Source organism: Sphingobium sp. TKS (assembly GCF_001563265.1).
Taxonomy (GTDB): domain Bacteria; phylum Pseudomonadota; class Alphaproteobacteria; order Sphingomonadales; family Sphingomonadaceae; genus Sphingobium.
This window is the reverse complement of record NZ_CP005085.1, coordinates 83,406-109,038: the sequence shown is the minus strand read 5'-3', so window position 1 is coordinate 109,038 and position 25,633 is coordinate 83,406. Positions and strand designations below refer to the sequence as shown.

Genomic DNA, 25,633 nt, shown 5'->3' with positions numbered 1-25,633 from the left:
CTTTTGGAAGCGGGTGCGCCGATCTCCTTTGGCAGTATTCCTCAATACAGACCGTGGACGACGCATGCGCTTTCTTGCACCAGAATAATGCCATCGCCATGAATAGCGCCATTCTGCGGGATCACATGATCTAGGTCAGCACTAAAATGTTTCAAGATGCTCCACACTGGTTTCGCCACGCGCATAAGTTGGGCGATCCGATGGTATCGTCCCGAAAACGCAAGCGATATGGCATAGGAACGGTCTCAATTCTTAGCAGCACAAAATGTAAAACACACCGTCTCGCCAACTTCTCCAGCAATATAGCGTCCACTCACCCGCGGGATGTGATCAATCGCCTTCAGGGGCGAAAATTTTCAGCCAACGATCGGTTCGGGCTCGCAGCCGCAAACGATGATATCTTCTAGCTGATCACGCCGACAACATTCAATCGTCAACGTAGAACGCCGCGAGCATTCTGCCATGCCAACTCAAGTGGGATAAGATTAATTATGACTGCTGGCGAAGGTTACCCGAGGAGTAGGGTCAAACAGATCATTCCCACGAATATCCCGGTTGAAACAACCCACAACTCTGGGTACCATGCGCCCTTGCGATACATCGCAAAGCACTGGACTAGATAATATCCCAGCATCAGTGCCGCATAACCACCCACGAAAGTTTCGAGCACATGGTCTGGCGCGTCAGTTCGCGACACCTCTGCAACGATTATGAGCAAGATGAAGCTTGCAGGAACCAAGAAAATGGAAGTCCATATCGCGACTTTTCCCGATCTTTTGAGCCTCGTATTGAGCAGATCATTCATTGCGATTGCCGACCACAGTATTGTTTGAATTAATATTATTTCACCCGCCATCTCGTGGCGATGAAATGTGTCAACGAATCTATCCCCTAATAGCCATCCCAAATGTTTGGCCAGAGACCATTGCCCGAAAATGCAAGCACCGACGATAGAAGCGATTATGGGAAGAATTTTCCTAATCCGCGCTTCATCCCAACTGAAGATCTGTCGAAACTGCCAGATAATTACGATCTGATGCGCGACGAGCGGCAACGCCGTGGCCCTATATAATACGGAGTAGAGGCCTACCACAGCATCCGAAGCACCGAAACTGAGAATGGTTCGCCCAGCCGTACTTACGAAAACGCCCAGAAGCGCGGTAGCCAACAACGGCGCGGCAAGTCGCAGATTGTCGTAGATGTCGGACAAGGCAAAAGTCGTTCGTACCGCCAGATACGCGCGCACCGTTGTCATTAACAGCACCACCCCGTAACCTAGCAGAAGCGCAAAAATCCAGCCTATTGATCGGCCGCAGCAAGCGAAGAGAGCACCGCCCGCCAACGCAACCAACCAGAACGACGCCTCTAGTATCACCGCTTCGGAACTTTGACCCCGCGATTTCAGCACTGTCGCCCAAAATCCCTGCAGCATAAGCAAGCCGGTTGCTAGCGGAACTAATAGCCATGGCGAACCAATATCATCGACAAAAAATGATCCTGACGCAGCAATCGCCAGCATAGCAGCGCTACTAACCACGATTAGAAGAAGCAGCGTGTCCCAACGGGCGCTACGGTCCTTGCGGATAAGGATTAGCGGTACCGTGTTCGAAAGTCCGAGCGCAGCCAAAATCGAAAGGAAGCTTCCGATAGCCTGTGCTGTCTCGATGCGACCGTAATCGGCCACCGGCAGAAGATTGGCCAATGTAATTGGCGCGAAGAATAGAGCTGCGCGAGCACCAACAAAGACCCCCCCGAAAATTGCCGTACGAACGTAGGTATTCATTTCAATCTTACGAACACCCGCTCGAGTAGCATTGAACGGTCAATTTCTTGCAGATCGCTACGCTGGGACGGCTCAGCGGGAACTGGCAGCGTTCGCATTGGTGCTGACACATAAAAACCTGGCTCTAATAGGTTTCGCGATACTGTAAGCCCCGCACCGACGACAATTTTGTCAGCAATCAAAATTCCGGCCAGGATTAGTGCCCTCGAACCGATATAGACATTATTGCCTACGACTACACGACCATCCACGCGATAACGCCCAGCACCCTCATCGGCATGTACATAACCATGAGTCCACACCTGTGAGCCTTGTCCGGCAAGAGTGGTGTAATCTCCAAGCAGCACCGACATAGTACAATCAATCTTGTGAGACGCGGTAATTTTCGCCCATGTTCCAAGTTTCAGTTGCGCGCGCTGGAGCGTGACCCCTCGTGGTGCTCGTGATACTATATTTCGATTCCCAATCCCTGAATTATTGCCCAGCCACATGTCGATTGGCCCAGTACAAAAGTTCATATGTCCAATATAAGCACCGGAGCGCATTACTAAACGATCGATCCGGATCACTGAGCCATGGCCGATCCGACATCCCGCTCCCAAGTAAAGTCGGCGGGCTGAGACCAATGAGAACCCTACACGCACACCCTTATCTATCTTACCTCCAATCGCGTTTACCACCAGCCGTACAACTGGAGTCGGGAAAATAAACAGGAGAAGCGCCCGGAATATCTGCATCGAGGTTTCTTTCAATCAACGAAGATAGATTCTGTTGATCCAAGGATCGAGAAGCTCTGGCTGTGTATTGGGACGAACGGGCTTCACAGGAGAATACGGCAGCGGGTTGAGCGAATAGACGACCTGGAAGATCAGTCTGCTGCCGTCTTCTACCGGCTGCCCCTTATGGATGCCATAGGTATTCTCGAAGAATGCCTCTCCCGCCTTACCGGTCATAGTTTCAAATCGGTCTGAACCAAAGGTATTGAACACCTCCTCATCACTAAAGCGACGTATCTTGACTAATCGAGAGTCATTTCCGGAACCACGCACGTAAACATGCGGTCCGCTCCTGGGTCCAACATCAGTAAGGTATACGAACAGTTTCACAAAACGCCAGTCATCGACATCGCGATGGCAGTATTCGACATGCTGTGGTCCGCCCTCTGTGGGATAGCTCCACCAACATGCCATGTACCCGATTGTCGGCCTGCATCCCAAATAGGTGCTAGCAATGTCGAGTATACGGGAATCGTTCGCCAAATGAAGAAGCCAAGGAGCGGCGAGGATATCCTCAGCGCGATGGTGCGCAACATGAGCCCGTTTATCGCGGTGTTCCGAATCCGGTAGAAATTCAGCGCTGCGAACTCGGTACGGGTCAAACACTTTCTTGCTTAGGAAATATTCCCGTAATTCGGCGCATTGATCCGTGGTCAACACTCCGCCCATATGATGAATTCCGACCGTGTCGAGATTCGCTGCGCCTGCCTCAGCGAGTTGAGGTGCGGTAATCCGGGCCTGGGGACGTCGCCTCGCGACAAGTCCAGCGATAGCGTTCCGCGCATCTGGTGAGAGGATGCGGCGCTGTGCGTAGAATGGCCACCACCGAGGATCAGTGGCTACCTTAATGACAGTACGTAATTTCGACATGTCTCGGGCTCACGCTTTGCATTGAATATGTCTGTTCGGAACCTAATCTGATGTTCTGAATGGGGTGGTAATACAGGCGCGCACAACTACCCATTGATCTGTTGAGCAGGAATACCCGCCACCACGGCCCCGGCTGGCACTGGCTTTGTGACGATTGATCCAGCAGCCACAACTGCGTTCTCCCCGATGGTAACTCCGCCGAGGATGATTGCCCGCGCTCCAACCCAAACACCTTTTTCGAGAAGAACAGGCTTTGATATATGTCCGTATGGCGGAGTCCTGTTGGAGAACTCTAGTCCAGCGGTCTCAATCATTACATCGTGCGACAGACGAACATTGTCCCTTAAGGTAATTGAGCTGTGAGCACCCAAGACCACACCTGTACCTATGGTGACGCCGTCACCCAGAAGGATGTTCTCGGGATACTTGATTTGAACGCTCCAGTGGCATACGCAGCCGATTCCGCGTTCTTTCACCAAGGTGCCAAAGCGGATTCGCCCCCATAACCACGACAGACGCTCATATAGCCAGATTATGGTGTGCATGGTTATGCGAGCGGCATACGTTGAAAGTAATATCCGCTCCAGGCGAAGAACCCATATTCTCATCGATGGACACTCATGAGGACAATGCAATACAATGTACAGATCATTCCAAAGATCAATTAGATTCTCGAATCGTTACTATAGATCTAGCAAAACCACGAGAAATAACCCAAAATATTATGGCCGCATTTAATGTATACATACCTTTTGATAATAAAAAATCTGTGACGGGTGCAAAAAATAATACAACACACAGAAATGTGTATAATGGCTGCGCCCCTATATCGCCCCGAGCCGAAGCCACGCCTAGACGACGAGCGCAAAAGCCGCACAACATTGTTATCAAAGGCGCTGCCCACGCGAAATCCACCCACAAGGGGCCGAACAGCGAGGTGAACACGCCGACACGTGGGAAAATTTCCATAACATCGACTTGTTTGGCAAGACCAAATATGCTTAGCGCCTTGACATACGCATCTAAGTGCAACAATCCGTAGGAGTGGACCTGATGGTCATTGTTAAGCCACAGTAATTGAAACTCAAAAAAAGAATGCGTGTAATACTGAAATAAAGGCAAGGATGCGGTGAGGAAACTTGCAAGGAAGTCCGATCCCGTCCTCAGACCTCGCTCTGCCCATGCCGTGGGTGTCACAGTGTAGCCGTAGGCCGACATATAGATAGAGTCGACGGGATCGATCCCCATTCCATCGAGGCGTTCAGTGAAGACGATCGCCGAGATCGCGCCCAAGCCTAATACCGATAAAAGGCCAGGCCATCTCATCGGCTTGGGAAACATTTGCCCCGAGTAACTCGTTAAAGCGATGCCGAAATAGATCATCGCCAGCCCGACCATCAAGGACGAACGGGATAGTAGCACAAGTGCATCCAGCGACGGGACGAGGAATAAAATTAAGGTGAGAAACAGAACCGTTCGGCTTCGTTTAATCCAAGGCGTCCCAAGATAAATCAGGAGAGGGAAATAGCCGAACGGATAGATAACACTGGAGATCATCGACAACGGTCCTGCGCCATTGTCGATCAGCTCTGCGCGCATCGCCAACGCATCGAGACCTGCTGTACCACGTACGTAGTATGTATCTAACTCCTTAAGAATATTACCGATCGTCCCTAAGATAAAGGTGGACAAGAGCAGCATCCGTGCACGCTTCTTCATCCATTCTGACGATCGCGCTCGACCAATAGCGTTTGGTAGCGTAGCACCAGCAATTATGCTTCCGCCCCAGAAGCTTACGCAGCTCAATATGATGAATATTACACTACCAAGTTCCACTGATACTGTTGGCGTCACCGGCGTAACGAAAAATACGACCAGATAGACGCAGAAACCTAGCAGCAGGACCCGTTCAGGATGGTAGAGCATCTATCAGATCTCGTCATCGAAGGCAGTCCACAAGCACGGCGTGTTTGCCTCAACAGCCCGAGCTAGCGTCCGACCCAGAACGCCGTGGAAGTGCTTAGGAGCGATGCCATAACCCGGCCGCACCGAACGCACATCGCCTTCCCCGACCACCGCCCCAGCAGGCAGATCACGGACGAAGTATAGAGAACGACGGAATTGACGATTGCCTACCTCGCTTGACTTCAATCCATAATCAATTTTCCCGAGCGCCTCCCATACGGTCTTTGCACTATGGCACAGGGCGACTAATTCCGCAGGCTCGAGTGAAAAGCTATCATCCGGCCCGCCTCCCGAGCGATCGAGAGTGAAGTGCTTCTCGATAATTGCTCCACCCAACGCTACGGAGGCGATCGCAGTGGTATTATCCAGCGTGTGATCTGAAAGCCCTACCACATGTCCGAAGCGTTGGGCCATATCTGTCATTGTACGCAAATTGTAGTCTGCCGCCGGTGCTGGATAACCGCTGACGCAGTGCAACAGCGCCAGTTGGGTGCAGCCACTGTCACGCGCCGCAGCGGTCGCTTCAGCAATCTCCTCAGCGTCCGCCATACCGGTCGATATGATCAGGGGTTTTCGAGTGGAGGCGGCATAACGAATCAAGGGGAGATCAACGGCCTCGAACGAGGCAATTTTATAGGCCGGTGCCCCAAGATCTTCGAGCAAGTCGACAGCAGTTGCATCAAACGGTGAGCTGAAGATGGTGATCTCTAGCCGACTGGCCTCGTCGAACAGCGACTTGTGCCACTCCCAGGGCATATGAGCTTCTTCGTAGAGGTCATAGAGTGTGCGCCCGTCCCACAGGCCGCCCCTGATCCGGAACTGCTCGCTATCGGATTTCAGAGTGATTGTGTCGGGACGATAGGTCTGTAGCTTCACAGCATCAGCACCGGCCTTCGCAGCCCCACGCACGATGCGTAGCGCTGTTTCCAGGTTGCCGTTGTGATTGGCCGAAAGTTCAGCGATTACATAGGGAGGATGATTGCTGCCGATAGCGCGGCCATTGATCACTATCTGCTCAGACATGGTGAGCTTCCTTTCGGTGCAATAACTTCGGTAGCAGTTCCTCGCGCTTGGCCGCCCACTCGCCGGACAGCAGTCCCAGCCGGTAGATATCAGTCAATTGGCCGTCAACGCGGTGCTGTTGGCGGAAGATGCCCTCCACTTGGAACCCGAATTTCTGATGCAGCTTGATGACCGACTTGTTGAAAGCCAGAACCTCACAGTAGATTTTAACCAAATTCAGATCGTTAAAAGCATATTCAAGCGTGAGATATTCCATCCGCACGCCACTTCCCTTTGGCGCATCAGGAGAGGCATAGAACGCCCAGCAGCAATTTGCGCTGTCGCGGTCTATTTCGGTCAAGCCAACAATCCCCGAGGGTATTTCCTGGAATTCGTACATGAAGTAGCGGACGTCTTCGCGCTCGCGCACATTCGCCCACCACGCCAGATGCTCATCAAGCGAAATTACATGGCGAGTGTACATGTTTGCCCGCACGTTCGTTGCATTCCGCCAGCTAAGCATCAACTCCAATTCTTCAGGCGAAATTGCGCGAATACGTCCAAGTGCATTCATGCCATATCTCCATCTCTTCCTGTTCTGTCGAACAGCCAGTTATTCAAAGAATCAACACCGGAACCGTCACAGATTTGGGCAGCACTGTGTGCCATCCGCGGCAGTAGCGACATGTCCTCGTCGAATAATTTCAGGCAATGCGCGAGGCTAGCTGAAAGGTTCATTCCCACGTCGATCGTCATTGCGGCACCGGTCGCGGCGAGGGCACGGGCAGCGTCGCGCTGGTTTTCTGCTAGCACCAATTGCAGAGTTGGTAGACCTAATGCGCAGCGTTCCCACGATGTGGAACCCGCAGCTCCGATCGCCAGATCGCTTTCTGCCATTATCTGGGCCATGTTTGTGGCATTGACTATGACCCGGGTCGGCCACGGCAGTTGGGAGGCCGCTGCTCGCACCTCGGCAACCCAAGGCGCGCTGGCGCCCATCACGACAGTTATCTCGTAATCAAATGGCAAACCAGCACTTTGGAGCGCCTCAAGCACGCGGCGAGTAGCGTTGTTCTTGTCGATACCGCCCAGGGTAATCAAAATGCGGCGCGGAACCGGCATATTTCGACGAGCTAGCGCTTCCCTCCTTTTTTCAGCGAACTCCGGGCGCAGGAGGGCGAAGCGCGGGCCGACGAATAGCTGGCAGATGTCAGGCAACAGCCCAGCATAATCAGACTCTTTGCGGCCTGCGTTCTGATCGAGTAGAATATCCGCGTCGTGCTCCCGATCGGCAAGGTCGTCAATCACAAGAAGGCGCGCGTTGGGAGGCCGAACGGCGGCTTCCCAACGGCGGTCAAGCGCATAATGATCGACGACAAGCCAGTCGGGTGCGAAAGCATTTATGTAGGGGACGCAATCTTTCGCGTCTTCCTGCCAGCGCATCCCAAGCCACGATGCGTGCGCGGGTGATATTTCGTCAAGAGGTCGAAATAATTTCCCGGGTGGCGGCAGGAGTATCAGTCCATATCCGCGCTCGCGCACAAGCCCGCCGAGATGTCCAGGAAAATCACGACAGAGGAACAGAACTTCGGCTCCGTTGCCAACTAGCGCGTTGGCTAGTGTCAGGCAACGCATAACATGACCGGTGCCGATCGACAGCGATGCATCTGCACGGAAGAGGACGCGAGAGAAGGGAATGGTCACGAGGACACCTAATATGTGTATGTCGTGATTGTAGCTTCAATCGCGTCAGCGACACAGGCGATGTTCTCTAGCTTCATGGCTCGGCTATCAAACAACGGCTCATTCACAATGCCGGGATAGGAAACTCGAACAAAATGCTCCAGCAACCAGCGTCCTGTGCCTTCGTCGCCCACACCTGACTGCGATTCCTCAAGGAGCAGCCGCACCGCATCCTCAATGGTCCGACCGTGAAATGCTGGGAGTTTGGCAGCAATTATCGGATGTCTGAGCGAAATGCAGCGTCCCTTACCGAACACGGCTTCCAGGCCCACCGTCCCGGTCACGGTCATCGTCCCGATAGTTTGGCTCTGCGCCTCGGCCATATTCATCGTCATCGGCAGCAGCACCAGCCGCCGCTGACGCCGAGCCAATTTTATGAGCTCTTCTGACACTTCATATTTGGCCTTGGGGTTCAATTTGACCGCGACTACGACGTCTTTTGGCGCAGCCCGCATGATCGCTTCAAGCGTGGCGACCTGATCGGCATAAGGATACCCCCATATATCAAGGTTTGCCTCAGGCTGCATTTGCAAGGGGTAAAGCAGCGCCCGCTGGCCGGACGGCACCGGTCGCGCTAACTCATTCCATGCCTTAAGCCTCGCACTTACCTTGCGGTTTAGCAACAACTTATGCGCAAGCGAAGGCGTGTTATAGCGTTCTCCGCCCAACCGGGCCGTCCAAGTCCGCGCTGATGAGACTGCCTTGCGCACCTTCTGCAGCCGATCAGGTTTGCGCATATATGTCGGAATGGTTTGTCCCGTCGATATTGACCGTACGTGCTGGTCGATTTTATCCAGACTCCATACTTCACCACTCCCACCGAGAGGATTTTGGGTGTCATCCTGAAGAATCATCAAACGATCGGCCGGATAACGGGTCATGCTAGGATGAAGATAACGAAGTCCGCGGCGCTTGCAGGCACGGATCACCAACTGCTCATGGAACAGAGTTGATTCACCGATTACCACATCGGGCATTAATGCATCCAGCGCGGCTTCGATCCTAGCTTCGTAATAGGTGTAGTGCCTATCGCCATTTCCGAAATGCGATCTGCCGCGGTCGGCTGCAAGCGCAGCATTGAGCTCGGCCTTCGGTGCCCGCAATTCAGCCTTGCGCGGGTAAGGTATCACCACAACCGCATCGGATTTCGAGCGACTTGCACGCGGTTTGAATGCATGATTTTGGACGATCCAGCCGATGGCATGGCCGCGTTTGCCCAGTTCGCCGGCTACCGCTTCCCAAAACACGGTCTTGCCGCGATTTTCGATGAAACAGATCCGGCTCACGCCCCTTTCCTGCCCATGCTTGCGTTTAGGACGGACATCAGCAATTCGGCCCGCACCCAATCTTCTTCGGTGTCAATGTCCTGAACCCGGTGACGCTCGATGACGGTGCCGTAAGCACCTTGGGCAAGAACGCCTGCGCCGGAATTCGCCCAATCGCCTGCCTTTGCCCAATAGAACTGACCGGCATCGTGCCAAGTTTCCTCAAGGTCCTGAGATCGTGTGAGCATGTGTTCTTGCTTTATCATCTCGATCGCGCCTTGCGGAGAACGCCGGAGCGCGCGCTGGATCGGGAACGGGAAGGTCGTCACGGCAACGACAAACCGGGCTTCCTCTCGCTCAAGAGTTGCAAGCCCCTCAGCAAGGTCGCTTCCCTGCACGAAGGGAGCTGTGGCATATAGACAGCACACCGGCGTCGCGGGGGGTATGGCGAGCCGAGTGGCAGCATCGGCAATTACACGCGCGGTTGGCGTCTTATCATCCGACAGCTCTGCACAACGTAGGAACGGTACCTCGACACCCATCTGCGCGGCCAATTCAGCAATTTCGGCATCGTCTGTTGAGACGACGATCCGATCGAAGCACTGTGCTTCGATGGCAGCTGAAATTGACCAAGCAATCATCGGCTTTCCAAGGAAGGTGCGAATGTTTTTACGGGGAATTCTTTTCGATCCGCCGCGGGCAGGAATGACACAAAGTGTCATTGCTCCAACGCCATCATGAGCGTAGCAACCACCCTGTCTTGCTGCGCGTCCGTCATGACATGGTACATTGGGAGACTGATAGCTTCCGCGTAATATCGTTCGGCTTCGGGGAAGTCGCCCGGACGGAAGCCCATTGCCTGATAATAGGGTTGGGTGTGGATAGGGATGTAGTGTAAATTCACGCCAATGCCAGCCGCCCGCATTGCTTCGAATACGGAACGACGGCGGGCGACGGGCACGCGGATGACATAGAGATGCAGACCCGAATAGCTATCGGGATGCTGCCATGGCAGTGTAATAGGAAGGCCAGCCAGCAACTTGTCATAGCGACGGGCCAACTCGTGGCGACGCGCAACGAAAGCCTCCAGACGCTTCATCTGGCTGATGCCGAGCGCCGCCTGCAACTCAGTCATACGATAGTTGAAGCCCAGCGCGACCTGCTGATAGTACCAAGGACCATCCGGCGTGTGAGTCATTTGATCCGGATCACGGGTGACCCCATGACTCCGAAGAAGCTCCATGCGTGAAGCAAGCACCGCGTCGTTCGTAAGCGCCATACCACCTTCCGCCGTGGTCACTATCTTGACCGGATGGAAGCTGAACACGGTGATATCGCTATAGCGCCCGTTGCCAATAAACTCGCCGCGATACCGACCGCCGATCGCATGCGAGGCGTCCTCAATGATGCGAAAGCCGAAACGCTGACCCAATGCGTGGATCGCCGCCATGTCGCATGGTTGGCCCGCCAGGTGGACTGGCACAACCACTTTGGGAAGTCTTCCCTGGGTTTCCGCTGCAACCAGCTTTCGTTCCAGCGCTCTAGGGCACATGTTCCATGTTCTTGGGTCTATGTCGACAAAGTCAACCTCAGCGCCGCAATAGAGTCCGCAGTTCGCTGATGCGACGAAGGTGATCGGGGTCGTCCACAGCCGATCTCCCGGCCCCAAATCAAGTGCCAAGCAGGCGATATGCAGCGCCGAGGTGGCGCTGTTGACAGCAACGCCATGGGCAGCGCCGACGTGCGCAGCTACTGCTGCCTCGAACCGCGGGACCATTGGACCCTGTGTAAGGAAATCAGATTGCAGGACGCCGATGACAGCATCGATGTCCTCCTGGCTGATATCCTGACGTCCATAGGGGATCATCAATCAGATGCTCCCGATCTTCTGGCGATTTTCCTCAATCCAGCGGCGTAAGGTTTCCGGCGCCATCCATTCGCTGTTGTTGTCGCTCGTGTAGCTGAAGCCCTCCGGCACGCGCTTGCCATCCTTGATCCGCGCATGGTCCTTGTCCCAGTCATGGATGGCTGGCAGGATCTTGAAATGCTCCGGATATTCATATGTGTAATATGCATCCTCAGTGCTGATCATCTGCTCGTGCAGCTTCTCACCAGGCCGAATGCCGACAACCTCCTGACGTGCCTCTGGAGCAACTACGCGCCCCAGATCCGTCACTTTCATTGATGGGATCTTCTTTACGTAAACTTCGCCACCCTCCATGTCGGTGAAGGCGTGCCAGACCAGTTCCACACCCTGCTCTAGAGAAATCATGAACCGCGTCATGCGATCGTCTGTAATTGGCAGCACACCCTTGTCGCGGATCGACATGAAGAAAGGTATCACGGAGCCGCGTGAACCCATGACGTTACCATATCGCACAACCGCAAAGCGCGTATCCTGATTGCCGGCATAGGAATTGCCGGCAACGAACAGTTTGTCGGATGCAAGCTTGGTTGCACCGTAGAGATTGACTGGACTACTGGCCTTGTCGGTAGACAACGCCACGATGCGCCGCACCTTCTTGTCGATGCACGCATCGATTAGATGCATTGCTCCGCTCACGTTAGTCTTCACGCACTCGAATGGATTATATTCGGCAGTAGGCACGATCTTCGTCGCCGCAGCATGAACGACATAATCAACCCCATCGAGGGCGCGATGCAAGCGCTCACGATCTCTGACATCACCGATAAAGAAGCGTACACGGGGGTCATCTTGGAACTTCTTGGCCATCTCCCACTGCTTCATCTCATCTCGCGAATAGATGATAACCTTTTTCGGAGTATATTTGGCCAATGTCATCGGCACGAAGGTATTCCCGAACGAACCTGTTCCTCCGGTAACCAAAATTGTTGAATTGTTGAGCATTAATTCTCCATGAGAAGATGTATCGGACAATCCACTAAAGGTTATCATTGATATTTAGTGATGTTGGTTGGTGAATCGAAAAAAGCTCATTTATTTTAACAATGCCGCTCGCTCGTCACATCCAAATTCTACAAGATTTCAATGCATAAAATCTTAGGATGGGACCTATAAGGAAAATTATCTTCTAATGCGTGAGGCAACTAGTCAGGTGCATAAACGCATCCCGCAGGCCCGGGACGAGCGTGAAGAAAACTCAGATGCTAATTCGCCGCGATCAGAGCTGCCTTCATTCAACAACAGAAGACATCGCGCGACTGTTTGCCTGCCGACTTCACGGCAGCTTTGGCCATACCGAAATCCGAGTGCGGTATGATCTAGAGCATTCGATGTTCCCCGGCTAATCCGATTCAGTGCCAAAGCTACCGCACGGCAGGTGAATACGCCTTCCGTTCTATTGGGTGCAGGCAATATCCCTTCACCAATGCTTGGCCGCGTAAACGATTGCCTCGAATTTGAAAAGGGGTATCATCTTGATACGTTTGATCCAGCGGGGCGGGCAGCGTGAATTTTTGATCGGGGTGCATTGCGTGTTTAGGCTCTCCCCACCATCGGAACTTGACTTAGCCCACATCGCGAACGAACCTTAAGCGCTGTACAAATGAACGTCCGAAGGGTTGAGCCATGATGGACTGGAACACTTACTTAACTACCCGGCATAATTCTGGTCAGCCTATCATCAAGCTGCTCGATCCGGCCATTAGCTACGGCACGGAGCAGGATGATGCTCTCCGCCCTACGCCGGGTGTGCAGATCGGCCGTGTGATCAACGTCGTTTTGCTCCTTGGCTTGCTGCTTTATTTCTGTTCTGCAAGGTGATGCTCATTCATGCGGGGGACGGGACTGGAAGAATTCCCGACTTGTTTCCTGGCTTACGCTTCTTTGAACATCGGCGCCCGCCCTAACATGGCCAGCATGCCCCGCCTGGGCGACCGTCTTGTCCGCAGCATAGGACCTCTTTCCTTGCTCGATTAAGGCAGGCACTGCCTCGGCGTGTCCCATGTCAGGTCCTGTCGGCAAACCGTCCAACTCCCGAAGGACGTAGCTCCCACGAACATCGTTATAGCCGCCGATGGCGCGGTGAGGCACAGTGCCCATCTCGGATTCGTGAAGGCGGTCCTGGACCGTGATGCGGATCGATTCTTGCTTCTCACCCATCCAACGATCTATCATCCTCTCACGCACCATGTACTGATGGTCGGTGAGATCCGTTGCCCACAATTCTGGCGCATCGAGCCCCGGATTGTTGAACTGCTCGTTGCGATACCACCGCGCCAGGTCCTGGCTGAGATTTTCACTGAGCTGCATACCATGCGTCTCAGCATAGCTCGATCCCGTGAAAGCTGCTGGGATAGTTCGTCCAGCTTCTCAGCCGATTCATGGTAGGAGCGAGCACGCGACAAGGCATCCTCCTGGCCCTGAGAGGAGGAAGTCATGGTTGAAGCACGGCTGAATGTCCCACCCCTATCATAAGTGCCGGCCGATAAAGACACATTGTTTCCAGTCGAATGTTCGTCGCGTACGCCGTTGAAGGAACTACTGGATTCATCGCTACCTCGAATTTCCTTGAATCCTTGGTTCAAGTTGTCCTGCTGGTTCCCGGTAAACCCAACACTCCCGCTGAGGTTTGAGCCAACGCCGGAATGGCCACCCTTTCCGCCTAAACCAAGCTGACCGCCCAAGCTGCCACCGGTCTGTTCAATCCAAGATATGGACCAATCACGCCCACGACTTTCAGACTGGTTCAATGTGGTCGAGGATCGTTGATCAAAGCCCGAAGAGCTGCTGCCTGTGCTGCGGTCAAATTCCTCCATTGAGGTGTTGGAGCTGCGCCCTTTGCTGCTATCCCAGCCGGAAGAGCGTTCGCTGGACACACTGGATGCGCTTCGGTCCGTCTGCGTGCTGGTGAGAATATCGTTCGCAGCTGCCCTGTAGGCCTGCGCCTGGCGGTGTGCTTCATGGGCTTGCTCGCGCAGTTCGGACACGAAGCCTGTGCTTGCCGTCGGGGTGAAGCCTAGCCGTGAAATGGCCTGGCTCGTATCGATGACCTCCTGCCCGTTGCCGAAGCTTGCGACGGTCGCGCCATTATCCTGTCGCGCGCTAAAGGCCGACGCTCCCGCCTGGAAGTTCGGCGCGCTATTCCATTGATCGCTCTGGCGCATATTCGAGGTCTGGTTCGCCCAGCTCACATTTCCATAGGAATAATTGCCCGTGCTCTGTTCAACGGCTGCCGCTTCAGCAGCATTCTGGGCTGGGGCCAGCATCGACATCGACTGCCCCGCGATCGACATGGCGCCGCGCGCCAGACCAGCGGCGAGGAAGGGGACGCTCATCAGCATGAAACCTGCGATCGTCGCTGTCTCTGCATTGACAGCGCCAATGCCCTCGAAGGATCCAAGGGTGAGCCCGCCCCCCGCCGCTGCGGTCGCCGCGTTTTGCGCGCGGGTCATGCAGATCATGTGAAGGATCACATAGAGCGGCCCCCAGGCCGCAAGGTAGAAGAATCCGGTCGCATAGCCCTTGAGCGCTGTCACCCCGGTCTGCGGCATGAGGAACAGCGGAAACAGGACCGGAAACATCGCGAAGAAGACGACCGTCAGCACGACATTGAGGATCGGAACCCAGGTCATCGCCTGCTGCGCGATGCTGTTATAGGTGTTGCGGGCCTGGATGTCCGCCCGGGTCTGCGCGAAGGCGTCGATCGCGCTGCCGCTCATATTGTGGCGCGCCTGCATGAAGGCGTGGATTGCGCTGTTCTGGCGCATCGTCTCGGCAAAGCCTCCACTCGCCTGCGTGAAGGCCTGGTTGACGATCGGCACGTCATGACGCAGCTTCGCCTGCGCCAGCGTTTCGCTGAGCCGGGGATAGACTTCCATCCCCCATATCTTCGAATTGGCCTCGATCATCGATGCCCATTGGGCGTCCAGCATCTCATAGGCCTGGGCACATGTGACGATATAAGGCGTGGCCGTGCCGCCGCTGCGTTCCAGCCACTCCTGCGAACGCGATTGCGTATCCGAGGCGATTGCGCTCCATAAATCGGTGGCGTTCGCCAAATCGGTCAGCGATTTGCGATACAGCATGATGTCGCCAAAGACGCACTGCTTCATATACTGATCGAGATTGGCGGAAAATTCCGCATCGCGAATGGTGAAATGGCGCGTGGCGTCGAAAAGACGCGCGCCGTAAATGAGACCGTTGCTGCTGTAATCGAGTTCATCGGGCATCACGAACACCGTCTCGGCGGTACGGGTGAGATAATCCCCGACCTGCGTCGTGAAGCCCGCAAGAACGCCGAGCCCCAGCGGCACATTGGCGATCGTGGCGGGGGCAAGGCCTGGATTGATCCGATCGGTGACCTTGACGTCCACCGTTGGAACCATGAGGCACATGTAGATGGCCGTCGACTGAAGGAACCAGTTGACGCCTGCTCTCACATTGAGGGTAAAGGCGAGCGCCAGCAGCGAGTAGATGAGGCCCATCACCATGACCACGCGGATCATGGAGCGGTAGCCCCCGCCTCCCGTCCAGGCCGCCACGGCATTGAAGGTGTTGACGAGATAGTCGCCGCCGCCAATCGTGAAGACCTCCAGCATGGCGCTTGCCTCTCTTTATTGAAGCCCCTGGGCGCTCAGGCCGCGTGAAAAGCCCAGCGCCGCCGACATGCCGGGCGACATCATGTTCTGCAAAGTCGATTCCAGGAAAAGGCTTCGATCAATGACCTGGTAGGTCAACTGGAGCTTGTTGCTGAGCTTGACTTCCCGGCTCACGAATTTCTGCCGCGTGGCCGCGATCTGTGCCTTCCACTGCTCGGCTGTCGCCTGGTCGGCGGTCTGGTAATGGACCTTCGCCTGCTCGACCCGGTCAAGCATATTGTCGAGCATCGCATTCAGTATATCGACCGCCACGATCTCGGAGAGCGCCTCGATTTCTCCATTCGTGAGCGCATTATGGGCCAGCGCCTGCACGGTCACGATCTTGTAGAGCGGAATTGTCGCTATATTGAGCAATTGTCTTTCCGCAGCCGTCAGCGTCCCGTTCGTGCGCGCGTTGACGCTCATGTCGCTGATCATCTGTCTGATCCGGGGACGAAGAGCCGCGGAAGAAGGAATGGTGAGCGTCGCCTCGCCTACATCGTAGCAATTGCTGTCATTGCAGGTGAGCACCTTGACCGCAGGCGCATTGTCCGTGCCGTCGAGCAGCGCCGTCACGACCGCTTCCTCCGCAGGTCCGTAAATGACGACCTCCCCACCAACGGCCGGGTCGGTCGCAGGACGGGTGACGATGGTGCCCACCAGCGTCATCACATATTCGGAGAAATCCTGATCAAACGCCCCAAACTTTGCCGATTTCTTGAGCGCCTCCCAGGTGTAGTTATGGCTTTCTCCGACCAGATGATCCCTCATCGCCATGTCCGCGTTGGCCGCGATCGTGCTGTCGCGGCTGCCGCCATTGTTGCAGCCCTGGCGCGAGGCCGCCCAGTCGGAGAAGACACCTTGGGAGTTGCCGATCGCCTCGCATATCGTGGCGCGCGTGGTGTCCATCGTGGGCCAGATGCCGCCCACAAGCGCCTGCGCCGTCTCGCAACTCGAAATGTTCATCTGATTGAGGAGCTGCGCCTTCTGGCTGAACTCGTCCATGACCTTGCCAATTTCCGGGGAAACGGAATCGATCGCGAGCTTGAAGGCGAACCCCAGGGCATTGTTGGCCGTAGCCTTCAGCATCGCCACGATCTCGGACGCGTTGATGAACGAGAAACTGCCGCTGAAGAGATCGATGCCACCACATCCCGCACGGGCGGAAGGGAGCTGGAGATTGAAAGGAGCGACGCTTTTCTGGGGAAAACGCGTCCAAACATTGCCCAGCGAATAATAGCCCGCTGACTGGCCCTGAAAGGCCGAGGGCCCCGTCACATTCGCCGCCCCGCCCGCTTCGCTGAAGAAATTGTTCATTTCCGAGGCCACATTGGCGTCTGCTACGCCGATCACGGCAAAATGAACGGCGGCCGTCATCGCGACCACCGACCCGGCCCCTTTCAGGAAGCGGCCGATCCCCCTGGACCTTTTGCCCTTCGCCATCAGAAATCGCTCCCTGTCTTGATGTTGGTGAGCATGAAGATGCGGTCCATGATCTCGTCGGCCGACAGGATGCCGAAACCGACGGGGATGGTGCGTCTTGTAACAGTGTCGAACAGCACCAACGCCGGCGTCTCGTTGCCAGGCACGCCCATCCGCTGGCGTTGCCCCGCATCGACGACATAGTCGGGGAAATCCCGTGTAGGACCGCCATCCATGGAGATCGCCATCACCGTCATCTCGTGACTGTCAGCAACCGAGCGCAGGATCGGTCCGAAAATGTCGCAGGCGCCGCAGTTCTGGGCATAGAAATAGAAAAGGCCATAGCGCTGCCCAAGGCTTCTGAGCACAGCATCGCGATCGGCCTTGCGATTGTCGAGCCAGGCGCGCTTCCCCACGGTGTTGACCGGGCGCTGAAGAGTATAGTCAAGCTCGGGGTGCTGCCAAAGGGCGCGCTGCCATGTATCCGAGAAAGTGGATGCACGGTCGAGCTGTTCGCGTTGGAAGCGCACATAGGCGATCACATTCTCTTCGCTCGGCTCAAGAATGGCCCTTGCCTTGAGTTCGTCGAGATCGCGCTTGATAGCCGCCACGCGATCGGCCGCGCTGGCCGGCGGCCCCTTCCGTGCCGGCGTCTTGTGCTCTTGAGGCTTGCGGCAATAGAACCACTGGCCGAGCTGGCGCTCCCCGCAATAAAAGTCGCGCGCCTCGCCCCGCTCGTCCACTTGCGTGCCCGACATCTCCTGTCCCTGCGTCTGTGCAGGTCCGGCTCCCCCCGTCAGGACCAGCAACAGCGCCAGGTACCTGGCAATTCGCTTCATAGCGCCACCTCCCCGCTCATTTCGCCGCCAGCAGGTCGGCAAGCCGGCGGCAGGCCTGATTTCAGGCACTGCGGCCGCTTCCTTCCGCATCGCCTGGTCGTGGGCTGCCTGGATGGCATGTCACTGGCCGTGCAATTCATAATAATCCTGGATCTTCTGCTGGATGTCGCTCATCGTCTGGGCTTCATCGGGCATGCGCGCGGCGTCCATGAAATCTGAATAGACGTCGGTGAAATCCATTTTCGAGAGATCCAGACGCGCGAACTCATCGACGGTGAAGCCCTCGCACTGCTCGTTCTTCGGCTTCCCGAAGGGCTTGCCGATCTGGGGCCGCCCCTGCTCCTGAAGGATGCGCGAGAGTTTGCTCTCAAAGCAGCAATAGGTTTTCCGCTTCGTCGTGCAGACGCCCAGCACGCTTGACGAACAATAGCTTCCGACAAAGGTGCAAAAGCCCATGCGGTCCTTCACATCGAGCATCTTCTCCTCGGTTGAACACATGAAGGTGGTGAGGAACTGCGTCGCGACGCCGGCCAGCACCGCGACATTGCCGCTGATCGCCCCGGAGAGCGCCGCGCCGCCGATCCCGAGCGGCAGCAGCCCGGAGACCTTGCCTGCACAGCAGTTCACTACGCCGAAGATCGGCTTGTGACAGGTGTCGCGGGCGCCAGGAAACACATGCATGTCATCGGGATCGAAATCCTTGCCGGCCGTGTCGATGGCCTTGAGGGCAACAAGCGCATCCTTGAATTCGTCGGACGCTTCTCGTGTGATCGCCTCGCAATCGCCGTTGATACAATAGACGTCATCGCCACAAACATAGCTGGGCGGCTGCTCTGCCTTGCCGCCCGGCACGGGGCAGCGATAGACTTTCTCCATCATCCGGCAGCCCTCGCCCGAGCGTTCCTCGTCCAGACAATTGTCATATTGCCAGCTGCATTGCGGATTGCCCTGCAGCTCGCCGCAATCATTCTGCGGGTCTTCGGTATGACAACCACCGTCCGGACTTGCGATGGCGCCTGCCGGACACTGCTGATGCGAGGCGGCTGCCTGGCTATGGGCTTGCGAGCATGTCTGGTCCGACAAGGTGAAATTTGCCGGGCAATAATAAATGGGTTGCGCCGCGACGCTGGCCGTACATTGCGTACCCGATAGCACAAAGCCAGTCGGGCAGCTGTAGATCGGCGTCGCCGCCTGGTCTTCGGTCCGGGTACAGCTTGTGCCGCTCAGCAAATAACCGGTCGGGCAGGAATAGACGGGCATGCCGGGCAACGTGTCGGTTCGCGCACAGCTGGTGCCATTGAGCGCGTAACCGGACGGACAGGCGTAGCTCACCGAAGCGGCGATCTGTTCATTCACCGTGCAGGTCGTCCCTGAAAGGCTTCCGCTGCCGGGACAGCTATATTGGACATTGGCCTGTTTATATTCGGACCTGACGCACGTCCGGCCGGACAAGGCATAGCCAGCAGGGCAGACATAGGTGACAGACGCGCCCGTCACATTGGTGCGATAGCAGGTCGTTCTCTGCAAACTGCCGCCTTGCGGACAGGTGTAGGTGACGACGCCATTCTGGACGACGTTCGACACGCACTGGTTATAGGCGGGATCGAAATTCCAGAAGGCGCTCGGGCAGGTATAGGTCGTCAGCGGCTTATAGAGGCACCAGCGATCACCGTATTTCTTCTCCTCCCGAAGAAATTCTATGCTGCCAGGATTGGTGCCCGTCGGAGCGCATTTCCTGCTCGCAAATTCCGCCTTGCGCATGACGCAGTGCGGACCGCCGGAAAAGCCGCTGGGATTGTAGTAATAATAGGGGCAGGCATAGGCAGGCGTCGCCGATGTTGTACTGGTCGTGACGCATTTGTCGCCCTGCACCGTGCCGCCGCTTGGACAGCTATAGGTGGCCGTCGCCTGATAATTGGCGCTCTGCGAACAATTGCCGTTCTCAAGGCTGTATCCGGGCGGACAGGAATAACTCTCCGTGGCAGGCTGCGACAGTTGGCGTGTGCAGGTCGTTCCACCCAGGGTCCATCCGGGATCGCAACTATAGGTCGCGGTGGCGGCGTAGCTGAAGTTGCGCACGCAGGTCGTGCCTGAAAGCGAATAATCGCTCGGGCAGGAATAGACCGGAGTCGCCCCGATGGTAACAATGGTCTGGCAGACCGAACCCGCCAGATTATATCCATTCGGGCAGCTATAGCCGGTCTGGTCGGCACCCTGGCTGACAGTTTGGCTGCACCGGCTGCCATTGAGCGTCCATCCCCCAGGGCAGCTATAGGCGCTGACACTGGCGGGCTCGGTCTGCGCGCATCGCGAACCGTCGAGGGTCCATCCCGCGTCGCAACTATAGCTGATGCTGGCCTGGATGACCTCAGTCATGGAACAGCTCGTGCCATCAAGCGTCCAGCCGGCGGGACAGGAATAGACCGTCTCGCTCGGAACGGATGTGACGACGACCCCCATGTCGCAGGTCGCATCATGGAAGACCTGCTGCTCTTGCGCCGGCAGCGGCGTGCATTCTCTCGAAGATCCGCCGATCTGCTCGCCGCCAAGATGTTCGGTCGGGTCGCTTTCGATCTGCCTCGCGCGCGCTGTCACATCCTCCAGCTCCTCATTGCTGAAGGTCGGCCGCACCTTATCGGCGTCGGTCGCGATCCTGTAGATGTCGCTCGATCCCTTGAGCGCGTTGCTGTCGTTCACGAGCCTGTCGGGATCGCCGAAATAATCTGCCTGCGGGAGGTCCGTTCCCTGGTAACCGGGCACGATCGCCGCCTGCGCATCATTCCGGGGTATCCAGGCATCATCGCTCCGCATCGCATTGCCGAGCGCCTTCCCTTCCTCCCGCGCCTGGTTGACCGTCATCTGGGCCGGCGCGGGATGAGGAGTGCCAAGGAGAGCCAGCGCGAGGAGAAAGCGTCGCAGCCTCATGGGCGGTTGGCCGTGAGGCTGGAGAGAGCGATCGCGGCGATCCGCGCGCCCGGCCCGTTACCCTCTGAAAAGCTGCTCAGCGCATAATGCACCGTCACATTGCCGGTTATGCGGTCATGAGGCGGCACGTTGGTGCGGCAATCGAAGCCCGAGCAGGGGTCAAAGTCCGACGAGACCGCCACATAGGTCGGCACCGCCTGCACGTCGAACGCGCGGAAAAGGCGCGGATCTATGCCGATATTGGGCAGATCCTGCTCGTCCACGATCTTGCCCAGTCGCGCGGAAAAGGCCTTCATGCTGTTATCGGGGAAGCCTCGGAAGACGACCAGCCCGCCCGCCTTGGCCGTGTCCCGTACCATTTGCTTCAGGGAAGCCGGCGGCATGGAGAAGCTCGCAAAGGCGATGAACTGTGGCGCCTCGCCAGCCTTGCGATCGAGATTGGCGGCCGCCCCTGCCACAATCTCATCGAAGTCGACCGCTCCCTCAAGCCCAGGCGGCAACGCACCTGCAGCCATCTCGCGCATGGCCTGAATGCCGCCCTTTTGGACGCCGGCCGCCTCTTTGCGGAAACTGTCGCCCCGATCCTTGACATGACTGGCAAAGGCTTCCGCTTCTTTCTGGAACCCGGCGGCCCGCGCCTTGATCTCCTGGACGTCAAGGCCCTCGACCGACTGTGCGAGAAGCGCGGAGATCCCGGCCATCCCCAGCACCGCAGCCGCGCCCGTACGAAACCAGCATGTCTTCATGGTCGCATCGCCCGATATTGCGTCTTCAGCTGGAGCCTTTCCTGGCCGGGCCCGGGTTCGACCCCGCGCACCTCAAGGGCCAGCAGGAGCGTGATCGCGCCAACGACAGACAGAAGGCCGATGATGGCTGCCATGACGATCTGCGCCGCGCTGACAACATAGTCCTGGACGCGCGCGCGCCAGGGCCGCCCTCCTTCGCCCGGATTCAAGCATCGGCCACACCGCGGACAGGATTCGCCGCCCGGAACTTCTTCGCTCACATCACGCAGCAATTTCTTTTCCTCCAGACAAGGTAGCCCATGTCTTCGCCGCCTGCAGGATAGGCCCGCCCGGCATCGGGAGGCATGGTGGAGGCGCCGATCGGCGAACAGGCAAAGCGCCCCGAGACCGTCGGGATCGGGTTCACCATCTGGAACCGATATTGCTGCTTGCGCATGATCGGCATGACATATTTCTCGCACAGGCCCTTCGCGCCCATCGTTCCCCATGCCAGCGCCTGGCGGTGCATCTTGTAGGCGAAGCGGGAGAGGGCGAGGCGCGACGACTGGACGTGGCCGATCGAGGAGGCGATGTTGCCGTTCATGGGATACATCGACCCCTGACAACCAGCACACCAGAAAAGGGAATCAATCGGCATCGAGGCCGTCGCGCTCACGCAGTCGGCCGCGCACGCTGCCTGCGCGACGGGATTGGCAAAGACGATGGCTTCCGGGTTGATGAGGCCCGACAAGGCGTCGTCCTGCCAGAGCGGATCGACCTCGGTCATATAAGCGATGTCGAAGCTCGCCTGCTCGAAGCAGACGAAGTCCGTGAGCAGCTCCATCCAGTAGAGCAACGGATACACATACCAGTGCACATGCCATTTTGCCGTGCTCTGCGATCGCCCGCCAACCATGGAGGGGCCGGCCATATAGCCCTGGCCAATGTCAAAGCCCGGCGCGATCCTCACGCCGCCCAGATTGGGGAAGCACCAGGGCTTCATCGTTACATCGGCAAGGCGCGCCGGCTCCCAGAAGCCGACCGATATCCCGACCCGCGGGATAGGATCGGCGCAGGCGCAGATCGGCGAGCCGGGATTGGAAGCATCCGGGCGGTTGCCCGGCCAGATCTTGAGGCCGCCCACCGACAGCGGGAAAAGGCACGACCAGCAGACATCGGTGATGGGATTGACGAACTTGCCGTTGCAGGTCGGCGCAGCTTGCGCCTCTGGCGCTATTGCAAGACCAAGCAGCATCGCCCAGAACGCAAGGACCGCGGCGCGAAGAAGGCGCGTCATTCCATCTCCTCCCCGTTGCCAGGATGGCCCTTGTCGTCCGCGCGCCGCTTGGCGCCCCAGTAGAGCCGGCTCTGGAGGAGCGTCGCGACGATGAGCAACGCGGCGATCCGTGGCGCGGCTGAACCGATGAGTCCTCGCAAAGGCGTGATGAGCCCCACGGCAAGGGCCGTTGAAAGGCACAGCAGCTGCCAGGTCCGTCTCTTCGCGCGCAGGGGGACGGTCTCGGGAGCCGCCATGGGCGTGCGCAGCAGATCGAGCCAGAGAGGCATCAGCCCGCCCCTCCCTGCTTAAGGACCACCTCGCTCACCCGCATGACCTTGCCTGCGGTCTTCACGACAGCGGGCGTGTGCCTTATTCCGAACCGGCTCGTCAGCCGCCCGGCCTGGTCAAAATAGAAGCGGCGCTGCCGGCGCGTCATCTCCTCGATCGGCGAACCCGACACGAGGATGATCTTGGCCTGCGCCTCGCCATAGCGCGACAAGGCCCAGGCCATCTGCGCAGGATCGTCCCCATGGACGAAGACCAGCTCCTGGCGCGGCCGCACGAAGTCCAGCGGGTTGATCTTCTGCCCGGCGGCAGCGATCAGCCGCCCCCCATGGTCCCGAATATCCCGCTCCAGCACGATTGAGGGATCATAATCCCAATTCCTGGATCGCTCCGCCCGCGTGATCCCGGCCACCGGATCGGGCTGGCGTACCTTCCTTTCGACGCGCCTGGCAAAGGCAGCCTCCATCCGCGCCAGCTCCCCACTCGCCTCCGCGCGCCTGAGGCGGGTTTCGATCATTGTCAGCAGATCCGGCTCGATCACGGGAAAGACATGCCCCGCCTGACCATAGTCCTTCGCTTCACCCGCCATGGGGGGAAGGCCGAGCGAAACCGCCAGAGTTGCGAGCGCCAGAAGCGTGGTGGGAACGAGCCGCCTCACAGCAGCGGCACGCCCGTGCCAATGACCTGCCGCCCGCACACGAAACCGATATCGGCATAGCGGCTGTCAAACCCGTCCTTGTGGCCTGACCCCGCAAAATAGCAACCCTGCGGCACAGGGCCTGTCTTTCCTGGGGTCAGCGGTTCTCCAAGACGCGTACGCGGCTTCATGGTCGCAACCGGCTTGCCGTTAATCGTCACAACCCGCCCCGCATGGCCGACAATGTCGCCCGGCATGCCCAGGACACGCTTTCCGAAAAGCCGCGGCTCCTCGCCGAAATGGGCTCGCACCAGCGCATTTTGCGGCGGCATGAAGAAGACATAATCGCCCCTTGCCGGACGCCGCCCTTCCTCGAGAAGGAAAGCCCAGTTGGGCAGCGAATGGGTAAGATTGATGAGCAGGACATGGGACGCGCGCCATTCGCGCAGCGCATTGAGGCCAAGACAGAAGAAAAGCGCGCTTCCGAGCATCAGCCAGCGGCGCCCCCTGGGCCACCGCGTCCCGTCACCTGTCGCCTGCGCCATCAAACCCTCCAAAAGTTGCGACCGAGGCGCCGGCGCCGGGATCGGAAGGCCCCATGGGCAGCGCTGCGCTCTCCCCTGCCCTGCCGCCAGCGTCAGGGACCTGGCCTTCACCCGTCGCCATCGGGTCATGCTGCGCCGATGTCCCGGCTCCACCCGCCATTGCAGCCTGGCCCAGCGGCGCGGCGGGTTCGGCGCCGCGGGACAGATGCTCCATCTGCTGCGCGCTCGCTCGCCTGGGAAAGGCGATGCCAGAGCCATAGACCGCCTTTTTGAGACTCTCGGTAATATCGGGCACGTTTCGGCTGAGGACCGCCTCCCCGACCATCACGATCTGCCCGTTTCCCGATCGGCGCTGCAGTTCCTGCTCGAGCGCTCCCATGAACTGGCGCATCTCCGCCTCGACCCGCTCGGGCGGCGAGGCCGAACGCGCCTGCGCCTGCACATAGTCGCCAACGATGGTCGACAGGCGGGCAGAAACAATCTGGTCACGGTGCGGCGCCAGCAGGGATTTTGTGACCCACATGGCCCAGACAAGGAGAAGAAGGGCAAGGCCAGCGCCCAGCATCTGCCAGCGGGTGAGGCCGGCGAAGGCGGCCCTGCGCCCCGCACTCGCTGGCGGTGGCAGTGGCGCGGGCATGGGGAGGTCGAGCTCGACCTGGCTCGGCACGGGGTCAGTCATGGCCAATGCTCCTGCCCGCACGCAGGATCTCCGACAGGCGCGCCCGCCGGAGGATGAGGATCACAAGCGTCACGGCCAGATGAGCGATCATCAAAAAGTGGCGAAAGCCACGAAGCCGCTGGGCATCCGCCGCGACATAGCGGACCGACATATTGGCAAGCTGGTGCATGACCCCGTCCAGCGAGAAGCCGCCCAACAGAAAAAGGAAGAGGACGAACGCCCCCCAGCTCAGAAGCAGCGTCGTCACAAGAAAACCACTCGCCTCAAGGCCGACATAGGCGATGCCGCGCCAATGCCGGGCAACGCTTCCTTCCGGAGATTGCCATTCCATC

Annotated in this window: 23 protein-coding genes and 2 pseudogenes; 1 reads left to right on the top strand and 24 read right to left on the bottom strand. The window is 57.6% G+C overall.

Annotated features, from left to right (window positions below; genetic code table 11):
- Positions 1–508: 508 nt before the first annotated feature.
- The 12 genes from K426_RS25755 to pseB form a co-directional block, all read right to left on the bottom strand.
- Positions 509–1,783, bottom strand: coding sequence for a hypothetical protein (locus K426_RS25755; RefSeq protein ID WP_046765052.1), 1,275 nt, complete (start codon positions 1,781–1,783; stop codon positions 509–511).
- Positions 1,780–2,520: an acyltransferase gene (locus tag K426_RS31565; RefSeq protein ID WP_145907771.1), complete on the bottom strand. Its 741-nt coding sequence runs from the start codon at positions 2,518–2,520 to the stop codon at positions 1,780–1,782. Before K426_RS31565 ends, K426_RS25755 begins: the two co-directional genes overlap by 4 nt.
- A gap of 15 nt (positions 2,521–2,535) precedes the next feature.
- Positions 2,536–3,429 carry a phytanoyl-CoA dioxygenase family protein gene (locus tag K426_RS25750; RefSeq protein WP_066564091.1) on the bottom strand — a complete coding sequence of 298 codons (894 nt, stop codon included), beginning with the start codon at positions 3,427–3,429 and terminating at the stop codon, positions 2,536–2,538.
- An 86-nt stretch (positions 3,430–3,515) separates the two neighbouring features.
- Positions 3,516–4,037 carry an acyltransferase gene (locus K426_RS30650; protein WP_082749203.1) on the bottom strand — a complete coding sequence of 174 codons (522 nt, stop codon included), beginning with the start codon at positions 4,035–4,037 and terminating at the stop codon, positions 3,516–3,518.
- A 52-nt stretch (positions 4,038–4,089) separates the two neighbouring features.
- Complete coding sequence (locus tag K426_RS25745) at positions 4,090–5,355, bottom strand: hypothetical protein (protein ID WP_145907768.1); 1,266 nt, start codon at positions 5,353–5,355, stop codon at positions 4,090–4,092.
- 3 nt (positions 5,356–5,358) lie between these two features.
- Positions 5,359–6,417, bottom strand: coding sequence for a pseudaminic acid synthase (gene pseI, locus K426_RS25740; protein WP_046765055.1), 1,059 nt, complete (start codon positions 6,415–6,417; stop codon positions 5,359–5,361).
- On the bottom strand, positions 6,410–6,970 hold the full coding sequence (gene pseH / locus K426_RS25735) for a UDP-4-amino-4,6-dideoxy-N-acetyl-beta-L-altrosamine N-acetyltransferase (protein ID WP_046765056.1): 561 nt from the start codon (positions 6,968–6,970) through the stop codon (positions 6,410–6,412). The genes pseI and pseH overlap by 8 nt, the downstream gene beginning before the upstream one ends.
- Positions 6,967–8,100, bottom strand: a complete 1,134-nt coding sequence (gene pseG / locus K426_RS25730) for a UDP-2,4-diacetamido-2,4,6-trideoxy-beta-L-altropyranose hydrolase (protein WP_046765057.1) — start codon at positions 8,098–8,100, stop codon at positions 6,967–6,969. Before pseG ends, pseH begins: the two co-directional genes overlap by 4 nt.
- Positions 8,101–8,108: 8 nt before the next feature.
- Positions 8,109–9,425 (bottom strand): hypothetical protein, encoded by a 1,317-nt coding sequence (locus tag K426_RS25725; protein WP_046765058.1) that lies wholly within the window; start codon positions 9,423–9,425, stop codon positions 8,109–8,111.
- Positions 9,422–10,126 (bottom strand): pseudaminic acid cytidylyltransferase, encoded by a 705-nt coding sequence (pseF, locus tag K426_RS25720; RefSeq protein ID WP_046765059.1) that lies wholly within the window; start codon positions 10,124–10,126, stop codon positions 9,422–9,424. The genes K426_RS25725 and pseF overlap by 4 nt, the downstream gene beginning before the upstream one ends.
- Positions 10,123–11,271, bottom strand: a complete 1,149-nt coding sequence (gene pseC, locus K426_RS25715) for a UDP-4-amino-4,6-dideoxy-N-acetyl-beta-L-altrosamine transaminase (protein ID WP_046765060.1) — start codon at positions 11,269–11,271, stop codon at positions 10,123–10,125. The genes pseF and pseC overlap by 4 nt, the downstream gene beginning before the upstream one ends.
- 3 nt (positions 11,272–11,274) lie before the next feature.
- Positions 11,275–12,273, bottom strand: coding sequence for a UDP-N-acetylglucosamine 4,6-dehydratase (inverting) (gene pseB / locus K426_RS25710; RefSeq protein ID WP_046765061.1), 999 nt, complete (start codon positions 12,271–12,273; stop codon positions 11,275–11,277).
- 681 nt (positions 12,274–12,954) lie between these two features.
- Between pseB and K426_RS25705 the strand changes: the two genes are divergently transcribed.
- Positions 12,955–13,149, top strand: a complete 195-nt coding sequence (locus K426_RS25705) for a hypothetical protein (protein ID WP_046765062.1) — start codon at positions 12,955–12,957, stop codon at positions 13,147–13,149.
- Between the two features lie 3 nt (positions 13,150–13,152).
- Here the strand turns inward: K426_RS25705 and K426_RS25700 are convergent.
- The 12 genes and pseudogenes from K426_RS25700 to K426_RS25645 all read right to left on the bottom strand — a co-directional run bounded on the left by K426_RS25700 (position 13,153) and on the right by K426_RS25645 (position 25,632).
- A pseudogene (locus K426_RS25700) lies at positions 13,153–15,926 on the bottom strand (conjugal transfer protein TraG N-terminal domain-containing protein).
- A 15-nt stretch (positions 15,927–15,941) separates the two neighbouring features.
- On the bottom strand, positions 15,942–17,342 hold the full coding sequence (locus K426_RS25695; protein WP_066564318.1) for a conjugal transfer protein TraH: 1,401 nt from the start codon (positions 17,340–17,342) through the stop codon (positions 15,942–15,944).
- 65 nt (positions 17,343–17,407) lie between these two features.
- Positions 17,408–18,145: a conjugal transfer protein TraF gene (locus K426_RS25690; protein ID WP_443018233.1), complete on the bottom strand. Its 738-nt coding sequence runs from the start codon at positions 18,143–18,145 to the stop codon at positions 17,408–17,410.
- Between the two features lie 201 nt (positions 18,146–18,346).
- A pseudogene (locus K426_RS32705) lies at positions 18,347–19,216 on the bottom strand (conjugal transfer protein TraN); the annotation flags it as partial.
- 1,931 nt (positions 19,217–21,147) lie between these two features.
- A complete protein-coding gene (gene trbC, locus K426_RS25680; protein WP_046765065.1) occupies positions 21,148–21,897 on the bottom strand; it encodes a type-F conjugative transfer system pilin assembly protein TrbC in 750 nt (249 codons plus the stop codon).
- Positions 21,894–22,169 (bottom strand): hypothetical protein, encoded by a 276-nt coding sequence (locus tag K426_RS25675; RefSeq protein ID WP_046765066.1) that lies wholly within the window; start codon positions 22,167–22,169, stop codon positions 21,894–21,896. The genes trbC and K426_RS25675 overlap by 4 nt, the downstream gene beginning before the upstream one ends.
- Positions 22,154–23,173, bottom strand: a complete 1,020-nt coding sequence (gene traU / locus K426_RS25670; protein ID WP_046765067.1) for a conjugal transfer pilus assembly protein TraU — start codon at positions 23,171–23,173, stop codon at positions 22,154–22,156. The genes K426_RS25675 and traU overlap by 16 nt, the downstream gene beginning before the upstream one ends.
- A complete protein-coding gene (locus K426_RS25665; protein ID WP_046765068.1) occupies positions 23,170–23,442 on the bottom strand; it encodes a hypothetical protein in 273 nt (90 codons plus the stop codon). Before K426_RS25665 ends, traU begins: the two co-directional genes overlap by 4 nt.
- Positions 23,442–24,098, bottom strand: a complete 657-nt coding sequence (gene traW, locus K426_RS25660) for a type-F conjugative transfer system protein TraW (RefSeq protein WP_046765069.1) — start codon at positions 24,096–24,098, stop codon at positions 23,442–23,444. Before traW ends, K426_RS25665 begins: the two co-directional genes overlap by 1 nt.
- On the bottom strand, positions 24,095–24,622 hold the full coding sequence (locus K426_RS25655; protein ID WP_046765070.1) for a S26 family signal peptidase: 528 nt from the start codon (positions 24,620–24,622) through the stop codon (positions 24,095–24,097). Before K426_RS25655 ends, traW begins: the two co-directional genes overlap by 4 nt.
- Positions 24,603–25,301, bottom strand: a complete 699-nt coding sequence (locus K426_RS25650; protein ID WP_046765071.1) for a TrbI F-type domain-containing protein — start codon at positions 25,299–25,301, stop codon at positions 24,603–24,605. The genes K426_RS25655 and K426_RS25650 overlap by 20 nt, the downstream gene beginning before the upstream one ends.
- Positions 25,294–25,632, bottom strand: coding sequence for a hypothetical protein (locus tag K426_RS25645; protein WP_046765072.1), 339 nt, complete (start codon positions 25,630–25,632; stop codon positions 25,294–25,296). The genes K426_RS25650 and K426_RS25645 overlap by 8 nt, the downstream gene beginning before the upstream one ends.
- Position 25,633: the final 1 nt, after the last annotated feature.